Raw genomic sequence first — 18,046 nt, forward strand, 5'->3', positions numbered from 1 at the left:
GGCGGACAGGCTAATAATAAAAAGGATGAAGATTACTCTTGGCGTCATACTATCTTCTGTTTAAAGTTGATCTAGATCAGGTACTGTCAACTCATCTATGTTCCATTTCGCTCTTTTTGCACCTGCCAGGTAGGTGCTTTCTAAAAAACTGAGCACCATTTTTCGAGGATTCACAGAATTCTTAACATCCTCATAACGCAACAACGCCATGGGGCTACCATTGCTATCCTGCCAGAATGCCTCCCTAGGTTGCAGGGTTTCATCATCTATCCTATCAGGGGAAGGGTAGGTGTAAGAATAATACATAGGCTCCGGCACATTGTTGTCGCCCACCCAAAACCCAAAACTAATTTGCTCATGGGAATAGGTGTCTTTTTCCAAAATTCTTGCAGATTTATCCATGGCAGGAAGCTTTTTTCCGGAGAATCGGGTAACTACTAAATCGAGATGGTGCCAGTAAATATGTACGGGACAGGATTTGCCATAAAAACGACCGCTAAATTCCTGAAAAACACTGTTATTCCATAGCATGAGTTTCCAAAAAGTGTTAATAAATTTCCAATTGTAATGGTGATATTCAGTTATCTCATCAAATCGTTTATCGATACCTACATCAAATGGTTTTTCAATAAATTTAGGAAATACACCGAGAGAATTTATTTCGGTCATAAAGCGCGTATAAAATTCTGCAATACCGGGATTGTCTGCCAGTGATAATTCAATATCCTCACCGGAACTTCGCGAAATTATTACCGCTTTTCTTTTTATGTCAAGCTCTATCTCAAAGCTGTCCAGACCATCATTTATGGGAATACCATGCGTGCCAAAACCCCTGGGTGTAACATAAAGCGTAATGTACCACCAATGGTTTTTTCTTGTCGTAGATTTTAACCTTGTCTTTCCAATAATTTGAAGTATTAAGTGAATGGTTAAACGAGTATCCGTCCATTCATCAAAAGGTAATGCCGGGAGCTTCTTAGGTACTACAATATTCTTTTTCAATTGGATAAAACAATTTTGATTTCTATTTTCTAAAAAATTTGATTTTCGACTAGGTTAAATCCCATTTTTTCCTTGGCTTTCTGGAAAGCATGGCATTTGCTTCTTTATCGCCAATAAATTTTTCTTTTTCCGCGTTCCATTGCAATTTTCTGTTCAACTGCCATGAAATTAGTCCCAGGTGCATGGGAAGCGTCATCTCTCTGGCATAGGCCAAATTGGACTCTGAGGGGGTACGGGATTTTACTGAATCAACAAAATTTTGTTGATGGCCGGGAGAGCGCTGCAATGTTTTGGGGATTTCAGGAATGTCCGTAACCCTCTCACCATTGATCGTGATTTCCCGGGTCTCATAATCGCAGATTAGCGTGCCCTTTTCGCCTTCAAAATATGCTCCGATCCCCCTGTTTGCAGCACCGGGAACATCCGGAGGCGTAGAAGTCCAGAACAGCTTCAAGTCTTCAAATTCATAATCCACATCTATCCATTTGGGGGTATTGGCTATCCCGTCTGCTTCTTCTCCTCTTGCAGAGATGCTCTTCAGGCCTTTTGGCTGAATAGCCCAATAGACCACATCTGCTATATGGCACCAGAAATCGGCAAATACGCCACCGGAATAATCCATAAAATACCTATAGGTAAAATGGCATTTCGATGGAATATAATCTACATAAGGAGCCGGCCCCAACCACATATCCCAATCCAGTGTTTTGGGAATCGGTTTGACTTTTGTCTCTGTCAAATCCGGAGGCAATCCGGTTTTCCACAACCTTACGGTATGGACTTTTCCTATTGCCCCGGACTGGATTAGCTCTACCACCCTATGGTAATTGTCTGTGGCGTGAATTTGTGTTCCCAACTGAAAAATACGGTTGTATTTCCTTTGGGCCTTAAGCATCATTTGTCCTTCTTTGACGTCATAAGAAAGTGGTTTTTCGCCGTAGACGTCTTTCCCGGCCTGGAATGCAAGGGTGGCAATCTGGCTGTGCCAATGATCCGGGGTAGCACAGGTTATGGCGTCAATATCCTTTCGATCCAAAATTCTGCGAAAGTCCTTAAAACCTTTCGCATTAGATCCGGGTCGTAGGTTTTCCAGCGTTTTTAAGCTCTCGGCTAAATGCAATTCATCTACATCACAAAGGGCAACCACATCAACTTCATTCAAACCTGCAAACCATTTCAAGTGGTTGTTTCCCATGCCACCGACCCCTATATGTGCAACACGCAATCGGTCACTTGCGGGTATTTTTGTTGTCAGTGAAGGCAGGAGGGTTAATCCCATAAGGCCTAAGCTACTTTTTTTCACAAATTCCCGACGGTCATTTTTAGGTACTTTCATGGTATTTTTTTTACACTTTTAAAGTACAAAAAAAGTATCACTATTTTAAGCTGGAGTTATAGTAGGGTAGTCCCCATATCAGGAAGTCCCTCAAAAGAGGTCAATTTAATATGAAATTCCTTTTCATATGCTTCAGATACCGATAAAATAAAAGCATCTGCCATGTCTTCATGTACTAAATTTAAGGTGCATCCACCGAAGCCTCCACCCATCAAACGAGAACCTAAAACCCCGTCCACATTTTTTGAAAAATCCACTAAGAAATCCAGTTCAGGGCAACTGACTTCATATAAATTGCGCAAGCCTTCATGGGTTTGATACATTAATGATCCAAGCGTTTTTAAATCGCCCTTTTCTAAAGCTTTAACTGCATCTAAAACCCTTTCGTTCTCTTGCACTACATAGGTACATCTATTCAGCACTTTGAGACTCATAGCCATTTTACATGATTCGATCATATCCAAATTGACTTCCCTAAGTGAAGCTATAAACGGATATTTTTTTTGCAGGATGGAAACACCTTCTTCGCATTCATTTCTACGGGTGTTGTATTCGCTATCGGCCAGACTATGGGTAACATTACTGTTTAATAAAACAAGTTTGCAGGGGGCAATGAAAAAGGGCACATAGGTATAATCCATACTTTTACAGTCTAGTAAGATTAAATGATCTTTTTTGCCCATTACTGAAGCAAACTGGTCCATTATTCCGCATTTGGTACCTACATAATTGTGTTCCGCATCCCGGGAAAGTGTTACGATATCAAGCTTGGACAATCCCAGATCAAAAAGTTCATTCAAGCCAAAAGCGAGGCCACATTCAAGTGCGGCTGAAGAACTGACTCCAGATCCAACCGGCAGATCACTTTCTATTGTACATTGAAATCCTTTTAGTTCCTTGTTCCTTTTATAAATTTCATACAATACCCCCAGAATGTAATTTTCCCACTGCGTGTTGCTTGGGGAGATATGTTTAAGATCTACAACCAGTGCTTTTTCATATCCCCGGCTTCTGATTTCACATTGTGTATCTGTATTATTTTTTTTAAGAGTAAAGCGTATTCTTTTATCTATTGAAGTAGGCAGTACATAGCCCAGGTTATAGTCTGTATGCTCTCCAATTATGTTGATTCTCCCGGGAGAACTTACTATAACTTTATTCAAATCCCGATCACCCATTTCTATTAATTAAGATCTTCAGCTTTTCGTTTTAAAATTTTCTGTCCGGGGTAAATGGTTTAATATCCATGGCCGTGTTTTTGCCATCAATAATTTCCGAAACAAGTTTACCTGTAGCCGGACCAAGACTCCAACCCATCATAGCGTGGCCCGTGGCAAAAACAAGATTGCTATAAGATTTACTCCTGCCAATATAAGGCAAGCCGTCCGGACTTACAGGCCGAAGCCCGCTTTTGGCATTCGACTTGTCATTCTGGCTGATTTCAATTTCCGGGTAATAACTTTTTGCGGCATTTGCAATGGCCTCCACCCGCTCCTTTCTGATAATATCATTTATTCCCGAGAATTCCATAGTACCTGCAAAACGGGTAAAACCCTGCATAGGGGTTACGGCAGCTTTAGCTTCCATGAGTACGGCGGGAATGCTGATACCGGTAGGTCTTTTTACATTAATTGAATATCCCTTTCCGGCTTGCAACGGAAGTTTAATCGCCAATTGTTTGGATATTTTGCCACTCCACGAACCTGCTGCCAACACAATTTCGTCTGCATTGTAGAACCCTTTCGAGGTTTTTATTTCAGTAACAAGACCGGCTGACGTTGCTATTTCAAGAACTTCTTCATTGGTTTTCAACTCTACCCCGACACCCTTCAGATATTTTACCATTTTTGGCATAAATTCAGTGGGGGTGGTATGTCGGTCACATTCATAATGTATGGCCCCTTTAACGTCTAATTTTACATTGGGTTCTAACTTCTTCAATTCTGCATTATTCAGGGATTTTACTTCCAGTCCAAGAAAACGCGCTTTTTGGGCTACTTCTAATTCATCTTCACCTGCTTTATCTGTTTTATAAAGCATTAGCAGGCCTTTATTTTCAAGTTGAAATTGGCCTAAATCGCCACAAGAATATATATCTTCGAATAAACCACGGCTTAGAATATTAATGTCTTTGATCACGGGAATGGCCTTTGCTACTTTGGCCTGAGTTGAAGATTTGTGAAAATACCAGGACCACCTGAAAAAGTCAGGGTCCCAACGTGGTTTCAAATAAAACGGACTTGCAGAATTAAACATCCATTTAATACCTTTAGTAATCATTCCCGGAGAGGCCAGTGGAATAATATGGCTAGGCGTTATGTAGCCTGCATTAACAAAAGAAGCACCTGCAGAAATATCAGATTTATCTATGACCGTCACCTGATGCCCTTCCTTATTTAGATAATAGGCAGAACTCAAACCTGCAATTCCACCGCCAATGATAACTATACGCTTACCCATATTAAATTACCTGAAAACCCTGTGCAAAAGGGTCATCATCATCAATTATTATTTTATTATATCCATAAACCCTGGCCCATCCTCTAATGCTGGGAACAATAGCGGGTTGGTTATCTAAAGTAGTAACTTCTTCAATACGACCTAAAAATTGGGAGCCAATAAAACTCTCGTGGATAAAATCCTCACCTGGTTTAAGGAGGTCTTTTGCATGCCATTGCGCCATCCGGGCCGAGGTCCCTGTGCCACAGGGTGATCGGTCAATGGCATTATCTCCGTAAAAAACGGCATTTCGGGCCGTGGCATTTTCTGCCAGAGTTTTACCCGTCCAGAGAACATGACTCACATCTTTGATGGTTTCATTTTCCGGATGTATAAATTGATTGGCGTATTTGTTGTTAATACGCTCCCGTATTTCCCGGCTAAACTGAATGAGTTCGGTCGCGGTATAATCCTGCAATCCATTAAAGTTTTTCTGAGGGTCTATAATGGCATAAAAATTTCCACCATACGAAACATCAAAAACTATTCTGCCTAAATGAGTGCTTTCTACATTTAAATTACTGGCCGCCAGAAAGGATTTCACATTGTTGAATTTTACCCAATCTACTTTTTTACCTGTTTGGCGATACGTAACTTTCACGAGGCCTGCCGGGGTTTCGAGCCTTATTGTCCCGGGTACTTTCGGGGATATTAACCCTTCTTCAATTCCGATAGTTATGGAGCCAATGGTACCATGTCCGCACATAGGTAAACAACCACTGGTTTCAATAAATAATATACCGAGGTCGTTTTCAGGATCTGCCGGAGGGTAAAAAATACTGCCGCTCATCATGTCATGGCCACGGGGTTCAAACATAAGGCCTTTGCGAATCCAGTCATATGATTTTAAAAAATGCTGACGCTTTTCGCTCATGTTCCGACCCTGAAGATCAGGGCCGCCATGAGCCACAACCCTTACGGGGTTACCGCACGTATGAGCATCAATACACTTAAAGGTAGCTATAGCCATTGGCTCGTGGACAATTAAATCGCTGCATCTGTATAAACCCCATTGACCAATCGCAAAATTTGCAGGGGATTTTCATCTTTAAGGGCATCCGGGAGAAATTCCTGTGGCCAGTTCTGAAAAGCAACAGGCCTTACCCAGCGTTTAATTGCGTAAGGGCCCACTGCAGTAAATCTGCTGTCTGTAGAAGCGGGGAAAGGGCCGCCATGCACCATTGACGGGCAAACCTCTACCCCGGTAGGAACGCCGTTAAAAATAATCCTTCCCACCCTGCTACCCAAAGCGGCTACCACATTTTCATGTTCACCTACTTCATGTTCGCTTCCTAAAACAGTGCCGGTAAGTTGTCCTTCCAAATGATTAAGAATATCCGTGAGTTGTTGGGTATCCTCACATTGAACAACAATAGAAAAGGGACCAAATACTTCCTGGTGGAGTTTAGGATTCTCCAGAAAATTTTTTCCTTCGGTGGTAAGCACAAGTTGTTGGGCAAAATAAGGCTGTGCTTCGGTTTCAAATTTTGCTATTGGGCTGGTGCCAGACTGCTCAGAAGCTATTTTCTTTCCTTTTTCATAATTGCCGTAAATATTGGGATGCAACATACAACTGGGTTCCAGCTTTGCAATTTCTTTACCAAGGGAAGTAATAAATGTATCCAGGGCTTCACTTTTCAGACCTAAAATTAATCCCGGATTAGTACAAAATTGTCCAGCCCCCAACATAATTGATCCGGCGTACTGTTCTGCCCAAAAACTTCCTTTTTCCCCGAGGGCGGATGGAAAAATCACCACAGGGTTAATACTGCCCATTTCTGCAAACACCGGTATAGGTTCTGATCGCTCATTGGCCAATTTATGCAAGGCTGTTCCACCCCTGATGCTTCCGGTAAATCCTACGGCTTTTATCGCCGGGTGTTTAACAAGTTGCTGGCCTACTTCTATACCGCTGCTGTTTAAGTTGGAAAAGACACCATTTGGCATATCTGTTTTTTTTGCTGCTTTTTGAATGGCTGAGGCCACCAGTTCACCGGTACCAGCATGCATAGGATGACTTTTTACAATAACAGGGCATCCGGCCGCAAGTGCACTTGCAGTGTCACCACCGGCAGTGGAATATGCCAGGGGGAAATTACTGGAGCCAAATACGGCAACAGGCCCCATCGGTAAAAGCATCTTTCTTATATCCGGTTTTGGCACAGGGGTCCTTGCTGGCAGGGCTGTATCTATACTTGCCTCTACCCAGGAACCATCTTCCAAAGCATTGGCAAAAGTTCTCAATTGACCCACTGTACGGCCACGTTCCCCTTTTGCCCTTCCTTCGGGCAGACCACTTTCCAGACAATAAGTTTCGATAAGCAAATCGCCCAGGGCTTCTATCTCATCAGCAATTACTCTTAAAAAACCCGCCTTGCGTTCTGGTGTAAAATTTCTGTACCTTTCGAAAGCTGTCGCCGCGAGTTTTGCTGCTTCATTCAGTTCCTCCTCAGTAGCTTCATAAAAGGTCCATTCGTTTTCCAGATTTAATTTAGGGTTAAAAGTTTTATAGGTTTTGCCGCCATTGGCAGAGTGTTTATTACCAATATAATTTTTTCCTGTGATCATAATTTTTTAGTTACGCGCTATGATATGATTTTTTATTCAAGTCCTTATAAACCGGCAGATCTGGTCTGGCATTCATCCTTTTTCCGATAATTTGTAAAACCCTCCGGCGTTCCTCTCCGCGAAGCGGTAGCCTTGGAGCCCTTACATTCTCTGTCCCTATACCGGTGGCAACTTCAGCCAGTTTAATATTCTGGACAAGTTGCGGGCTTATATCCAGTTCCAGCAACGGTAAGAACCAGCGGTAAATTTCCAGGGCTTCTGCAATTTTGCCGGCTTTCACAAGTTCAAAAATGGCAACGGTTTCCTGTGGAAAGGCGCAGACCAGTCCGGCCACCCAGCCATCGGCCCCCATTAATAAACTTTCAAGACCAAGGGTGTCTACCCCGGTAAGTACTTTTAACCGATCTCCAAATCTGTTTTTTATCCGGGTGATATTAGAAATATCACGGGTAGATTCTTTTACCGCCTGTATATTGTTGCATTGTAGCATTTCCTCAAACATATCCAACGTAACTTCAATGCCATAATCTACCGGATTGTTATAGATCATGATGGGCAGTTCTGTACTTTGGGCAATAGCCTTAAAATAGGTAACAGTTTCAAAATCAGTCGCTTTATAGCGCATCGGCGGTAGCATCATAAGTCCGCTCGCACCGTATTTTGCTGCATTATATACAGCCCTGACAGCCCCTTTGGTAGATTGTTCCGCTATGTTTATTATAACTGGTATTTTCCCATCCACAATATTAACGGTGGTCTCTATAAGTATTCTCTTTTCATCGTCTGAAAGAGTACTGGCTTCTCCCAGGGTTCCCCCAAGAATAATTCCGCTAACACCTGCCTGCACCTGTGCATTGATGTTTACCTCAAACATTTTTAAATCCAGGGTATCCGCTTCTGTGAATTTCGTTGTTACGGCGGGCATTACGCCCTTCCATTGTACTTGCATAATTTTCAGGGATTAGTTGTAAAATGTAAAATTAGTTATTTTACCACATCGAATTTATAAACGGTTGTGGATTTATATATCTCTCCCGGCTTTAACAAGGTGCCTGGGAAATCAGGCTGGTTTGGAGAATCAGGAAAATGTTGCGTTTCCAGGCAAAAAGCATTTCTTTTCATATAAGGCTTACCACCTTTGCCGGTGCTATTGCCATTTAAGAAGTTGCCGCCATAAAGCTGAACGCCGGGCTCGGACGTATATACCTCCATTACACGGCCACTGGTAGGTTCGGTAACCCTGGCAGCCAGGACAAGGCCTCCACTGTTTTTGGGAGTTTCATTGAGCACAAAATTATGATCGTAACCTCCTCCTATGACCATTTGCGGATGATTGCTGTTCAGATCCTGGCGAATAGTTTTAGGGCTGGTAAAATCAAAGGGAGTGCCTTCAACACTTTCAATGGTTCCAATAGGGATAAGACCCGCATCCACCGGAGTATATCCGGAAGCGTTTATCATCATAACATGATCATTGATATCACCCTTTCCTTCCCCTTTAAGATTAAAATACGAATGGTTGGTTAGATTAATAATCGTAGCTTTATCCGTAGTAGCCTCATAGCTGATTTTTAGTTCATTTTCATCTGTAAGCTCGTAGGTTACCTTTACATCCAGGTTCCCCGGGTAACCTTCTTCCATATCCGGAGAAATTCGTGTAAATTCAATTTGATCAATTCCGGATTGCCTGACTTTCCAGATCACTGCGTCAAAACCAATTGTGCCGCCATGTAAATGGTTTTCCCCATTATTCTTCGCAAGTTGATATTCAGTATTCCCGATTGAAAATTTACCTTTGGCAATTCGGTTTCCATACCTGCCAATGACCGCCCCGAAATTGTTTTTAGGACCATTCATATAAGCATCGAGTGTAGGTAACCCAAGAACTACATCGCCCATTTCACCATCCTTGTCAGGCACATGTAAGGCAATTAATCTTTGTCCGAAATTGGTGAAGTCGGCTTTAAGTCCGTTTTTATTGGTCAGCGTATACAAGTTAACGCTATCACCTTCAATAACTGCTTTAAAATTATCCGGATTTATTGTATTGGCATATGAAATCTTTTTTGCTTCCATGCCGGGTTCTTTTTGGGCCGATTTATCCTTGCAGCCTAAAAACAGGAGAGAAAACAGGACTAATAAATATAACGATTTTAACTTCATAAGATATTTGGTATTGGACCAATAAAAGTAAGGAAAAGTAAGGAGTTAAAAGAGATACAGGAAATTTTATTGCTTCAAAAACGGATTTTATTAAAACAGATAGGATATTTACCAAAAGGAACTTTCTGTTAATTAAAATATTTATATTTTAGACTAATGAGATCAGCTTTCATTTCTACTTTTGTTCTATTGCTTCTTATTCAATTTTCAGTACGGGGGCAAATAGAACAGGATAAGGCCCTTCATTTTGCAGCAGGGGCATTTGCCGGTGCAACCGGAGCATTGATTGCTTCTAAAGTAACCAAGAGAAATCGTTTCTGGACGGTAACCGGTTCTGTTGCAGCTAGTGTTCTAGCCGGATTAGCAAAAGAAGCCATTGATACCGGGAATGGTGGTGAATGGGATAATGGCGATTTGGCTGCAACGGCTCTGGGTGGGGTAACCGTTGGTATTAGTATTGAATTGTTTTCGAAAAAAGAAGGTAAATACTATGTAAAGAGAAACAAATCTGACAGGAAAAATAAAAAGAAGGATAAATCAATGGCACTTTACTGATTGAATAAATTTTTGATAAGGACCTCTGTTTTAAAGCCACTCTTTGCGCTTGAAGTAGTAGAGCATAGCCAAAAATATCCCGATCATAACACCCCATAACACAAAATACCCATATTTAAATTTAAGCTCGGGGATATTTTCGAAATTCATTCCATAGATTCCGGCTATAAAAGTTAGCGGTATAAAAATAGTCGCCATAATTGTGAGCACTTTCATTACTTCATTCATACGGTTACTAATGGTAGTCATATGCATGTCCATAAGACTCCAGATCAATTCGCGCTGAATATCTATACTTTCCGATACCTGAATTACATGGTCATACAAATCCCTGAGGTATAATTGTGTTTTTTCCGTAATCAGTGAAAGATCAACTTTATCTATTTGGTTAACTACTTCCCGAAGGGGGTATACTGCACGGCGTATTTTTAGAATTTCCCGTTTGAGACCGTGGATTTCATGGATGAGATCCTTATTTGGTTTTTCCGAAAATAAATTTTCCTCCAGTTCTTCAATCTTATCCCCCATTGTTTCCATAAGGTTAAAATAATTATCCACTATGGCATCCATAAGCGCGTAAAGCAAGTAGTCGGCTCCGTTGCTCCTTACACGGCCCTTACTATTTCGCAACCGATCCCTGACAGCATCAAAAACATCGCCATCTGCTTCCTGAAAAGACAATAAATAGTTGGAGCCCTGAATGAAACTAATATTCTCGAATTTCAGATTCTGATCTTTATCAAAATAAAGCATTTTTAAAACCATGAAAATATATTCCTCATGCTCTTCCATTTTGGGCCTTTGCTGGGTATTGGTAATGTCTTCAAGGATCAGGGGGTGCAGTTCAAAATCTTTCCCTAATTTTTCAATCTCCTTTACATGATTGAGCCCATTAACATTAATCCAGGTTATGGTTTCTTTATTTTCATAAGTGAAGGCTTCTTCAATATTTTTGAGTTTCTTTTCATCCAGATAATCCTTGTTGTAATCAAAAACATCTATAAATAAATCTTTAGTGGCTTTTTTTCCAACATAGACAACAGTGCCTGGTGCTAATCCGGTTTTTCTGGCCACCTTTGATGTATTTCCTGTTTTCATGTCCTAAGTTTGTTGGTATACAATGTAGGTTATTTAGATTAGTTCTACAAACCCATTCCTAACCCGATTCAGAGGATTGAATCAGACAATAATTTTACCCTTTTTTAAACTTTATAACTGATATTTAGTATACATTTAAGCAGAATAATAGGCCAATAAAATGAATCTTAAAGATGGGGTTAAAACTGCAGAAAACAAAGTCTCCGCAGAGACCAGTAACTTGAGTTTATTTGTTCGGAACAAGGACAATGCTCTGATAGACAGGCTGGAAAGTTATGAGGACATCATAAATATTGAAGTAGGGGATACAGGGTTATACAGGGCCAAGACACTGGAGCGGGAATTTAATATTAGGCAACTTTATACAAAATATGAAGGAGATAATCCTACCGGAACTCAGAAGGACCGTATAGCTTTTGCTCAGATTTACGACGCATTGCGCAGGGAGTTTGATGTAGTTACACTGGCAACTTGCGGTAACTACGGTGTGGCGATGGCCCTGGCAGCAAATCTGGCGGGAATCAAATGCAAAATATTCATTCCGGCGGCATATCATACGGAACGGATCAAGGAAATGGAGATACTGAACGCAGAAATTATACGGCTAAATGCGAGCTATGAAGAAGTGGTTGTCAAGAGCAGTGAACTGGCCAGGCAGAATGAGTGGTATGATGCAAATCCGGGAGGAGCAAACACACCTCTGCAAATTTCGGCTTATTCCAAAATTGCCGACGAAATTGTGGAAGACCTTGGGGACGCCCCTAAATATTGTGCGGCTCCCGTCTCTAACGGAACGTTGTTTGCCGGAATTTACCGTGGTTTCGTGAATTTGTACAAAAGAGGGAAAACTTCGAGAATCCCAAAGATGATAGCCGCCTCATCAAGCAGGAAGAATCCTATAGTGCAGTCCTTTAAGCTGGGATTGGAGGTGTGTAAAGATTTGAGTCCGGAAATTATCAAGGAAACACAATACAATGAACCTCTCATAAACTGGCACAGTTTTGACGGAGATGAAGCACTTTATGCTATCAGGGAATCCAAGGGAGAAGCATTTAATATAAGTGATAAAAAGATGAAGGAAATGAGTTCGCTTTTACTTAAAAAAGAAGGGATTAAAATACTTCCCGCGGCAACAGCCGGACTTATTGCATTATTGGAACTTGATGAAAAACTGGACTTTGAACCAGACCGGTTTGTGGCCATATTAACGGCCAGATACTAAGTGTTAAAATAGAAGAAATGAAAAAAAGTATAGACGGGAGAGCTCTGGTATATTGCCAGAACGCATTCAATACTCCAAACGGAAAAACTGCTCACGGACTGGTCCGGTTTACTGAACGTTATGAAATTGTCGGCGTTGTCGACAGTAGCTATGCCGGTAAGGATGCCGGTGAAGTTTTAGATGGGAAACCAAACGGAATACCCATATTTAGAAGTGTGGCGGCAGCTACAAAAAGTTTAACGGAAACTAAAAAGTTACCTTCTTATTTTGTCATAGGACTTGCTCCGGATGGTGGGCGATTGCCGGCCGCAGCAAAATCTGCCGTCAAGGAAGCCCTGGAAATGGGTTGGAATATTGATAGTGGCCTACATGATTTTTTATCCAAAGATAAAATACTGGCCAGTCTGGCGGATACGTGTGGATGTATAATCAGGGACGTGCGGATGACTCCGGAAAGGGACAAACTTCATTTTTTTACCGGGGATATTGAAAAGGTAAGTTGCCTTAAATTGGCTGTGTTGGGAACAGACTCTGCATTGGGTAAAAGAACGACAGCATGGATCCTTGTTCATGGTTTTAGGAAGGCCGGGCTTAAGGCCGAGCTAATTGGAACGGGGCAAACTGCCTGGATGCAAGGCGCCAAATACAGCATGATTTTGGACAGTTGTATAAATGATTTTGTTTCAGGTGAGATAGAACATGCGGTTGTTACTGCCTGGGAAAAAGAACACCCGGATGTTATTGTTATTGAAGGGCAAGGGAGTTTAATGAACCCTGCCTATCCGGGGGGGTTTGAAATTCTTGCAGCCGGGAGACCTGATTATGTTATTTTACAGCATGCTCCAAAAAGACTGGAGTATGATGGTTTTCCGGGCTATAAACTGCATTCCCTGAAAGAACAGATCAATGCTATAGAGGTTATATCGGGGAAAGAAGTACTGGCAATTACGGTGAACCACGAACTAATGGCCGAAGATGAAATTTTACCTGCCTGCGATAAAATATCTGAAGAAACCGGCTTACCTGCTTTTGATGTGTTAGCCCATGGGGCTGATGAACTTATAGGTTTATTGAAGGCGAAAATAAAATAAAACGATGGACATCAGATCACTTGTTGTTTTTCCTTTACTTAAAGTACACAATATAAACGTTGAGCCCAAACGCGTAAAGGCGGTTTATACGATTGTGAAAAATGACGGGAGTGAAGAGAAAAATGAGTTGATCTATTCCTACGATAACACCTACTTTGATCGAAAAAATCCGAATGATGTTAACCTTGCTTCTATGATGGTGGTCCAGGTAGCCTTAAATTACGGACTTTTTTTTGAAAACATTGAGTTTGATGGTCTTTTTGATCAGGCAGATCAACGATTTCTCCACGATATGATGGAAAACACATCGAGGGAAATATTAGTCAACAAATTCCTGAGCAAAAATGAGTTTTTAAAACCACCATTTGATACTATTACGGCTGAAAAAATGGATCGTTATTCGGCCGCGAAATTGACTTTCACGAATACCCGGTTTTATCATTTGGCACTTAAAAAGGATAGTGCGAAAACAGACAAATCACATTACGCTATTTTGAGTAGCGGAGGTAAAGACAGTTTGCTGACTTACGGGTTAATCAAAGAAATTGGCGAGGCGCACCCGGTCTTTATCAATGAATCCGGGCGACACTGGTTTACAGCTGTTAATGCCTATAAATACCTTCAAAGAACGGAACCAAATACAGCCAAACCCTGGTGCAACAGCGATCGTATCTTTAATTGGATGGTAAGACAAATGCCTTTTATCAAAGAAAATTTTCAAAATATCAGGGCTGACATCTATCCCATAAGATTATGGACAGTAGCCGTATTTCTTTTCGGCGTTTTGCCTGTTGTGCGTAAGCGAAACATTGGAAATATTCTGATAGGCAACGAATATGACACTACATTAAAAGGAAACCATAACGGTATAACACATTATAAGGGCCTTTATGACCAGAGTGCTTATTTCGATAATGCCATGAGCAGATACTATCATAAAAAGGGATGGGATATTTTTCAATATTCTATTTTACGTAGTCTATCCGAACTACTGATATTAAAGATATTAGTGAAGAGATACCCTGAACTCCAAAGACAGCAAGTGTCCTGTCATGCGGCACATGCACAAGGCGGTTTGATGCTGCCTTGCGGGAATTGCGAAAAATGCAGGCGAATAGTAGGGATGTTGAAAGCATTGGATGAGGACCCGAAAAGGTGTGGTTATTCTGAAGAGCAAATTAAGAAAGGGCTGGACGCGCTTTCCAAACAGAGTATTAAACAGCTTGGCTCGGATGCAGCGCAGTTGTACTATATCTTAGTGAGTAAGAAATTGATTGAAGTGAACGAGCATACCCGTAAACTGGCAAAGGAACACCCGGAAATTATGCAACTCCGCTTTGACCGGGAAAGGAGCAATTTGGAAGATATGCCCAAATATATCAGAGCACCTCTTTTCCGTATTTTCACCAAATATTCTGATGCAGCCGTACAATTAAAAGATCGGAAATGGCAAACATTCGAATTTGATCAGGAACAAATTAATATACCTTATTTTTTAACTAAAGAAAATGAATACAACAACTAAAAGAGCCGGTTTCCTTTGGGAGCAAATGACCTGGCCGGAAATTGAAGCATATCTTAAAACAGTAGATACAGCAATCCTTCCATGCGGAGCAATAGAGCAGCACGGTCCTCACTTACCGGTAGATGTTGATTATTTTGATGCTAAATACATGGCTTACAAGGTGGCAGAGGGCTGTAAAGATCCAAAACCATTGGTGTTGCCTACAATTCCGTTTGGCGTCTCATTTCATCACGACGATTTTAAAGGTACTCTAAGTATCACAAATGATGCACTCTCTAAATTTGTATATGACCTGGGGATGAGCCTTGCTAAAAATGGGGTAAAAAAATTAATAATTCTGAATGGTCATGGAGACAACGCACCTACGCTTAGCTATGCGGCTCAAATGATTACAAGGGATACTAATATTTTTGTCTGTTTAGACACCGGGGAAACCAGCGATGCCCACCTTTATAAACTAATCGATACTCCAAATGATATTCATGCCGGTGAGATTGAAACCAGCACCACCCTTGCGATTCGGCCGGAATTGGTTCAAATGGATAAGGCTGTCAATGAGACTATGATGTTTGACAATAAATATCTGGATTATGATAGTGAATCCAGTGTTAACTGGTATGTTCATACCCATAAAATCTCAGAAAGCGGAGTTATGGGGGATGCTACCAAGGCTACGGCAGAAAAAGGCAGAAAAATGTGGGACCTGATGATCCTGCATATGATAAGGTTTGTTGAATCTATAAAAAACGCTCCTTTAAAAGATTTATATCAAAAGCGGTATTAATGAGAATTACAAAGATATCCTATGAGCGGCTTCAATTAAAACTCGTGGAGCCCTATACCATAGCTTATGAGACTGTAGAAGAAACGACGAACTTTATTCTAAAGCTGGAGACAGAAAGTAAATGGACGGCTTATGGCTGTTCAGCACCCGATGTTACTGTAACAGGAGAAAGCCCGGAGCAGGTAGAGGAATCTATAAAAGATATTATTATACCGTATTTAAAAGGTAAAAACCCATTTACATATATCAGGATTTTAACGGAACTAAAGGAAATGTTGGGTGATAAATCGTCCGCTTTGGCAATGGTCGATATTGCGCTGTATGACCTTATAGCAAAGAAAGCAGAAGTGCCTTTGTATCAATTTCTTGGGGGATATCGCAATTGCATTGCCACGAGTATAACCATTGGGATATTGCCCTTGGATGAAACGCTGAAACGGGCAGGTGATTTTGTAAAACAGGGATTCACCATCCTAAAAATTAAAGGGGGTCTGAATTTTCAGGAGGATATTGAAAAAATGATTCTGATACATGAAAAATTTCCTCAAACAGTACTTAGGTTTGATGGTAATCAGGGTTATAATGTTGCAGAATCGATTGCTTTTGTGGAAGCGACCAAAAAAATCGGGATCCAGATATTTGAACAACCCACAAAAGTTGAACGTGAAAAGAAATTGGGCGAGGTAACAGATAGGACTCATATCCCTGTAATGGCAGACGAGAGTATCAAAACTCTGGCTGATGCTTTTCGTTTGGCTCAAAATGAACGGATTGATATGGTCAATATCAAATTGATGAAAGTGGGGGGTATTTCTGTGGCAATGCATATTAATTCAGTGGCCAAATCTGCAAATCTGGAAGCTATGGTTGGATGTATAGATGAATGTAGTTTAGGAATCTCTGCCGGACTTCATTTTGCCTTATCCCGACCCAATATCCATTATGCAGATCTTGACGGGCATCTGGATATTGAAAATGATCCCTTTATGGGCCTTTTTAAACTGGAAAAAGGCATACTCTATCCTACCCAAAGTGCCGGTTTGGGGCTAATAGATAGGTAAAAACTCCATCACTTTGAATAAATGACTTATGCAGTACTTTGTTAAAGTTGAACAATGACCCTTTATTGGAATTCAAAGAATTTGGATTTTTTATGATTAATGGATGAAACCTGAAGACCTATATCTCAATCACAAGTTTCCCCGTGGCTAAATTGTTTTCCATATAAGTATGAGCTTCAACAATATGATCCAGATGGAAAACCTTATCAATATTAAGGGTTATTTTCTCATTCTCAACAGCATCAATAAAATCCTGCAATAATTCTTTCCTCAAATTAGTCGCTTCACCCATGTAAACTGTCAATCTTCCCAGAGAAGGGATGTCGCCCATGGGTGTGAATTCCTCCATTGTCCATTCACCCCCAAGTATTCCTGTCATGCAAACAACACCCCCGGGTTTAATGCATTTTAAGGAGTCTTTAAGGGTTTTTATTCCAATTAATTCAAGGACCTTGTCTACCCCTTCAGGAAACAATGCTCTTAATTCTTCAGTAACAGTTCCATTATCAATTAGGACATGGTCTGCCCCGTTTTCAATTAGAAATTTCTTTTTGGCTTCGTTCCTGGTAGTAGAAATGACAGTGAGCCCCGAATGTTTTGCCAGCTGGCAGGAGAGCATACCTATGGAGGATGTACCACCTCTTATAAGTAATGTTTCTCCCTTTTTGACTTCGAGTGCCTGGGTTAAGGACCCCGAAACAGTTTGAAACATTTCCGGAATAGCCCCAAGAATGCTCCAGGGTAAATTGCTTTCGAAAGGGAAAACAATTTGCCATGGTACCAGGGTGTACTCTGCATATCCCCCATCAAATTCCCTTCCCATACCGCCCATAATTGCAGCTACCTTCTGACCTTTTGAGTATGTTCCTGATAAGTCTTCTTCAACAGTGCCCACACATTCTATACCCTGGATTCTGGGAAATACTACACCCGGTGAATGTCCCCGGCGGGTAAACAATTCGGATCTGTTTAAACCAAAGGCCTTGATTTTTATCAAAACCCAGCCGCTTTTGGCTGCCGGGACAGGCATATCCTGAATTTCAATGACTTCCGGATTACCGGATCTTAAGGTAATGGCCGCTTTCATATTCTTCTTTTCTTTCAATAAACTTAGGGATTTAATATTATTGACAAAACAACAC

At 41.1% G+C, this 18,046-nt stretch carries 16 protein-coding genes; 6 read left to right on the top strand and 10 right to left on the bottom strand.

Going from position 1 to position 18,046, the window contains the following annotated elements; all coding sequences use genetic code 11:
- Positions 1–60: 60 nt before the first annotated feature.
- Genes G504_RS0112595 through G504_RS0112630 form a run of 8 tightly spaced genes read right to left on the bottom strand, consistent with a single transcriptional unit; the run spans position 61 to position 9,568 of the window.
- Positions 61–1,002, bottom strand: a complete 942-nt coding sequence (locus G504_RS0112595) for a DUF5996 family protein (protein ID WP_019670545.1) — start codon at positions 1,000–1,002, stop codon at positions 61–63.
- A 49-nt stretch (positions 1,003–1,051) separates the two neighbouring features.
- Positions 1,052–2,338, bottom strand: a complete 1,287-nt coding sequence (locus G504_RS0112600) for a Gfo/Idh/MocA family protein (RefSeq protein ID WP_019670546.1) — start codon at positions 2,336–2,338, stop codon at positions 1,052–1,054.
- Positions 2,339–2,394: 56 nt separating this feature from the next.
- Positions 2,395–3,516, bottom strand: a complete 1,122-nt coding sequence (gene galK, locus G504_RS0112605; RefSeq protein WP_019670547.1) for a galactokinase — start codon at positions 3,514–3,516, stop codon at positions 2,395–2,397.
- A gap of 31 nt (positions 3,517–3,547) precedes the next feature.
- A complete protein-coding gene (locus G504_RS0112610) occupies positions 3,548–4,798 on the bottom strand; it encodes an NAD(P)/FAD-dependent oxidoreductase (protein WP_019670548.1) in 1,251 nt (416 codons plus the stop codon).
- A 1-nt stretch (position 4,799) separates the two neighbouring features.
- A complete protein-coding gene (locus tag G504_RS0112615) occupies positions 4,800–5,807 on the bottom strand; it encodes a 4-hydroxyproline epimerase (protein WP_019670549.1) in 1,008 nt (335 codons plus the stop codon).
- A 14-nt stretch (positions 5,808–5,821) separates the two neighbouring features.
- Positions 5,822–7,405, bottom strand: a complete 1,584-nt coding sequence (locus tag G504_RS0112620) for an aldehyde dehydrogenase (NADP(+)) (RefSeq protein ID WP_019670550.1) — start codon at positions 7,403–7,405, stop codon at positions 5,822–5,824.
- A gap of 10 nt (positions 7,406–7,415) precedes the next feature.
- A complete protein-coding gene (locus tag G504_RS0112625; protein WP_019670551.1) occupies positions 7,416–8,354 on the bottom strand; it encodes a dihydrodipicolinate synthase family protein in 939 nt (312 codons plus the stop codon).
- 35 nt (positions 8,355–8,389) lie between these two features.
- Positions 8,390–9,568, bottom strand: a complete 1,179-nt coding sequence (locus tag G504_RS0112630) for an aldose epimerase family protein (RefSeq protein ID WP_019670552.1) — start codon at positions 9,566–9,568, stop codon at positions 8,390–8,392.
- Positions 9,569–9,724: 156 nt separating this feature from the next.
- Between G504_RS0112630 and G504_RS18680 the strand changes: the two genes are divergently transcribed.
- Positions 9,725–10,123: a hypothetical protein gene (locus G504_RS18680; protein ID WP_019670553.1), complete on the top strand. Its 399-nt coding sequence runs from the start codon at positions 9,725–9,727 to the stop codon at positions 10,121–10,123.
- A 30-nt stretch (positions 10,124–10,153) separates the two neighbouring features.
- Here the strand turns inward: G504_RS18680 and corA are convergent, their stop codons facing one another.
- Positions 10,154–11,221 carry a magnesium/cobalt transporter CorA gene (gene corA / locus G504_RS0112640; protein WP_019670554.1) on the bottom strand — a complete coding sequence of 356 codons (1,068 nt, stop codon included), beginning with the start codon at positions 11,219–11,221 and terminating at the stop codon, positions 10,154–10,156.
- 160 nt (positions 11,222–11,381) lie between these two features.
- Between corA and G504_RS0112645 the strand changes: the two genes are divergently transcribed.
- From G504_RS0112645 to G504_RS0112660, 5 genes are read left to right on the top strand one after another with little or no spacing between them, the layout of a single operon-like run.
- Complete coding sequence (locus G504_RS0112645; RefSeq protein ID WP_019670555.1) at positions 11,382–12,443, top strand: pyridoxal-phosphate dependent enzyme; 1,062 nt, start codon at positions 11,382–11,384, stop codon at positions 12,441–12,443.
- A 17-nt stretch (positions 12,444–12,460) separates the two neighbouring features.
- On the top strand, positions 12,461–13,534 hold the full coding sequence (locus tag G504_RS0112650; protein WP_019670556.1) for a DUF1611 domain-containing protein: 1,074 nt from the start codon (positions 12,461–12,463) through the stop codon (positions 13,532–13,534).
- Positions 13,535–13,538: 4 nt separating this feature from the next.
- Positions 13,539–15,059: a hypothetical protein gene (locus G504_RS18685; RefSeq protein ID WP_019670557.1), complete on the top strand. Its 1,521-nt coding sequence runs from the start codon at positions 13,539–13,541 to the stop codon at positions 15,057–15,059.
- On the top strand, positions 15,043–15,843 hold the full coding sequence (locus G504_RS19265) for a creatininase family protein (protein ID WP_019670558.1): 801 nt from the start codon (positions 15,043–15,045) through the stop codon (positions 15,841–15,843). Before G504_RS18685 ends, G504_RS19265 begins: the two co-directional genes overlap by 17 nt.
- Positions 15,843–16,904, top strand: coding sequence for a mandelate racemase/muconate lactonizing enzyme family protein (locus tag G504_RS0112660; RefSeq protein ID WP_019670559.1), 1,062 nt, complete (start codon positions 15,843–15,845; stop codon positions 16,902–16,904). Before G504_RS19265 ends, G504_RS0112660 begins: the two co-directional genes overlap by 1 nt.
- A 118-nt stretch (positions 16,905–17,022) precedes the next feature.
- On the opposite strand, the gene G504_RS0112665 is transcribed toward G504_RS0112660, so the two are convergent.
- Positions 17,023–18,009, bottom strand: coding sequence for a zinc-binding alcohol dehydrogenase family protein (locus tag G504_RS0112665; RefSeq protein WP_019670560.1), 987 nt, complete (start codon positions 18,007–18,009; stop codon positions 17,023–17,025).
- Positions 18,010–18,046 lie beyond the last annotated feature (37 nt).

Origin of the sequence: Eudoraea adriatica DSM 19308 (genome assembly GCF_000382125.1) — a bacterium.
Classification (GTDB): domain Bacteria; phylum Bacteroidota; class Bacteroidia; order Flavobacteriales; family Flavobacteriaceae; genus Eudoraea; species Eudoraea adriatica.

What these genes read in the sequence shown, in the direction of transcription:
- G504_RS0112600 (WP_019670546.1), bottom strand. Translation starts at nt 2,338, where the DNA reads ATGAAAGTACCTAAAAATGACCGTCGGGAATTTGTGAAAAAAAGTAGC.
- galK (WP_019670547.1), bottom strand. Translation starts at nt 3,516, where the DNA reads ATGGGTGATCGGGATTTGAATAAAGTTATAGTAAGTTCTCCCGGGAGA.
- G504_RS0112610 (WP_019670548.1), bottom strand. Translation starts at nt 4,798, where the DNA reads ATGGGTAAGCGTATAGTTATCATTGGCGGTGGAATTGCAGGTTTGAGT.
- G504_RS0112615 (WP_019670549.1), bottom strand. Translation starts at nt 5,807, where the DNA reads ATGGCTATAGCTACCTTTAAGTGTATTGATGCTCATACGTGCGGTAAC.
- G504_RS0112620 (WP_019670550.1), bottom strand. Translation starts at nt 7,405, where the DNA reads ATGATCACAGGAAAAAATTATATTGGTAATAAACACTCTGCCAATGGC.
- G504_RS0112625 (WP_019670551.1), bottom strand. Translation starts at nt 8,354, where the DNA reads ATGCAAGTACAATGGAAGGGCGTAATGCCCGCCGTAACAACGAAATTC.
- G504_RS0112630 (WP_019670552.1), bottom strand. Translation starts at nt 9,568, where the DNA reads ATGAAGTTAAAATCGTTATATTTATTAGTCCTGTTTTCTCTCCTGTTT.
- G504_RS18680 (WP_019670553.1), top strand. Translation starts at nt 9,725, where the DNA reads ATGAGATCAGCTTTCATTTCTACTTTTGTTCTATTGCTTCTTATTCAA.
- corA (WP_019670554.1), bottom strand. Translation starts at nt 11,221, where the DNA reads ATGAAAACAGGAAATACATCAAAGGTGGCCAGAAAAACCGGATTAGCA.
- G504_RS0112645 (WP_019670555.1), top strand. Translation starts at nt 11,382, where the DNA reads ATGAATCTTAAAGATGGGGTTAAAACTGCAGAAAACAAAGTCTCCGCA.
- G504_RS0112650 (WP_019670556.1), top strand. Translation starts at nt 12,461, where the DNA reads ATGAAAAAAAGTATAGACGGGAGAGCTCTGGTATATTGCCAGAACGCA.
- G504_RS18685 (WP_019670557.1), top strand. Translation starts at nt 13,539, where the DNA reads ATGGACATCAGATCACTTGTTGTTTTTCCTTTACTTAAAGTACACAAT.
- G504_RS19265 (WP_019670558.1), top strand. Translation starts at nt 15,043, where the DNA reads ATGAATACAACAACTAAAAGAGCCGGTTTCCTTTGGGAGCAAATGACC.
- G504_RS0112660 (WP_019670559.1), top strand. Translation starts at nt 15,843, where the DNA reads ATGAGAATTACAAAGATATCCTATGAGCGGCTTCAATTAAAACTCGTG.